The 1,344-nt window shown below is 33.9% G+C and carries 1 protein-coding gene; it reads right to left on the reverse strand.

Going from position 1 to position 1,344, the window contains the following annotated elements; genetic code table 11:
• Positions 1-25: 25 nt before the first annotated feature.
• The coding region (locus BUB80_RS23200; RefSeq protein ID WP_139262926.1) for an IS4 family transposase at positions 26-1,344 on the reverse strand (1,319 nt) is incomplete at its 5' end.

The following is a 1,344-nucleotide window of genomic DNA, read 5'->3' on the forward strand; positions in this document are numbered from 1 at the left end:
CCCAATGTCATTAAGTTAGTGTATTTCATAAGCTATTTCGTTGATTTTTAGGAACTATTGGTTTTGCTCTTGCTCTGTATTTACCAATATTCCTTTTATTTGCTCTATCTGGTCTTATTGGAATTAGATGGTTCCTGAAAAGCATTTTTAACTCTTCCATCGGCTCGTTTATATTATCTTTTGAAAAAAGTAAAGATAAGACTCTGTCTTTCAAAAAACCATAAGATAATGAAGTGTTTACCTTATAATGATACTTTTTAGACCCCTTTTTCTCCTGTAATTCTTCATTAAGCTCCCCTACGATCAGACTTTGGATATTACTTACCAGCAAAGTAGCATAAAAATCCTGCAGTATGCTTTGGTTAGAATAACCCGAGAACTCCTCGATTTTAAGTTTATTTTTAAGCTCATCATAATACGTTTCTATTTTCCATCTCTCAAAGTAGAGTTCTTTAAATATTTCATTCTTATATAGTTCTTCATCCTCAAGAGAGGTTGCCAAAACCTCAATTTCTCCATCCGGTAAAATAATCCGAAGTAACCTTACCACCAAATAATCATCTTTATCATAAGGCTTTCCTACTAAATTGGTGTTTTTCCCAGGGTACATTTTTACCACTTGCGAAGCTTCGCCACCGGCTACAAATTCTTTCACAACGATACTGAAACCTACACGCATTCGCATGACAAAGTCTAAATCCCTTTCCCTATGTTCATGGATAAAATTGAAAGATGCAAAACCTCTGTCATAAATAATCAAATCTCCTTTTCTGCAGGAGTTCAAAAGCTGTTTTGCCTGAATCCGTTCATCGGTATCTACGCAAGACAAAATACCTCCAATACCAATTTTATTCAGAACATCATACAAAACGCAGGCTTTTCCTTGAATGATATAGGTCTCTGTTTGATTTTTTGTTCTACCATAGATTTCTTCCAATTCCTTTGTTCTGGGAAGAGTCAGTCTGGAGCCATCAACCGACAAAATTCGTTTTCCCGAAAATCTTGTTTTTACTGCACTATTGTCCGTGTAGAACTCTTCGGTCAGTTTTTCATTCAAATGATTAAAAACTTCAGGCTTTATTTTTTTACGTGCCTGTACGAAAGCGCTCTTGCTGAATGACTTTTGTGGAATTCCTTTTCTCTTGAGAAAACTTAAAAAATTAACGATTTCCAAGGATAAACTTTTAGTTAAAAAATTAATCATAAATAATAAGGTTACGGAAAAAGAAAGATTTCTGTTTCTACTGAAATCCTTCACATCAACTACAAAATTTTTCTTTGTAAAGCTATGAGAAATTTCAAATTGGAGAGAAGAAATAATATCATTCACACTTTTTCTCCTCG

Origin of the sequence: Chryseobacterium polytrichastri (genome assembly GCF_900142445.1) — a bacterium.
GTDB classification, from domain to species: Bacteria; Bacteroidota; Bacteroidia; order Flavobacteriales; family Weeksellaceae; genus Chryseobacterium; species Chryseobacterium polytrichastri.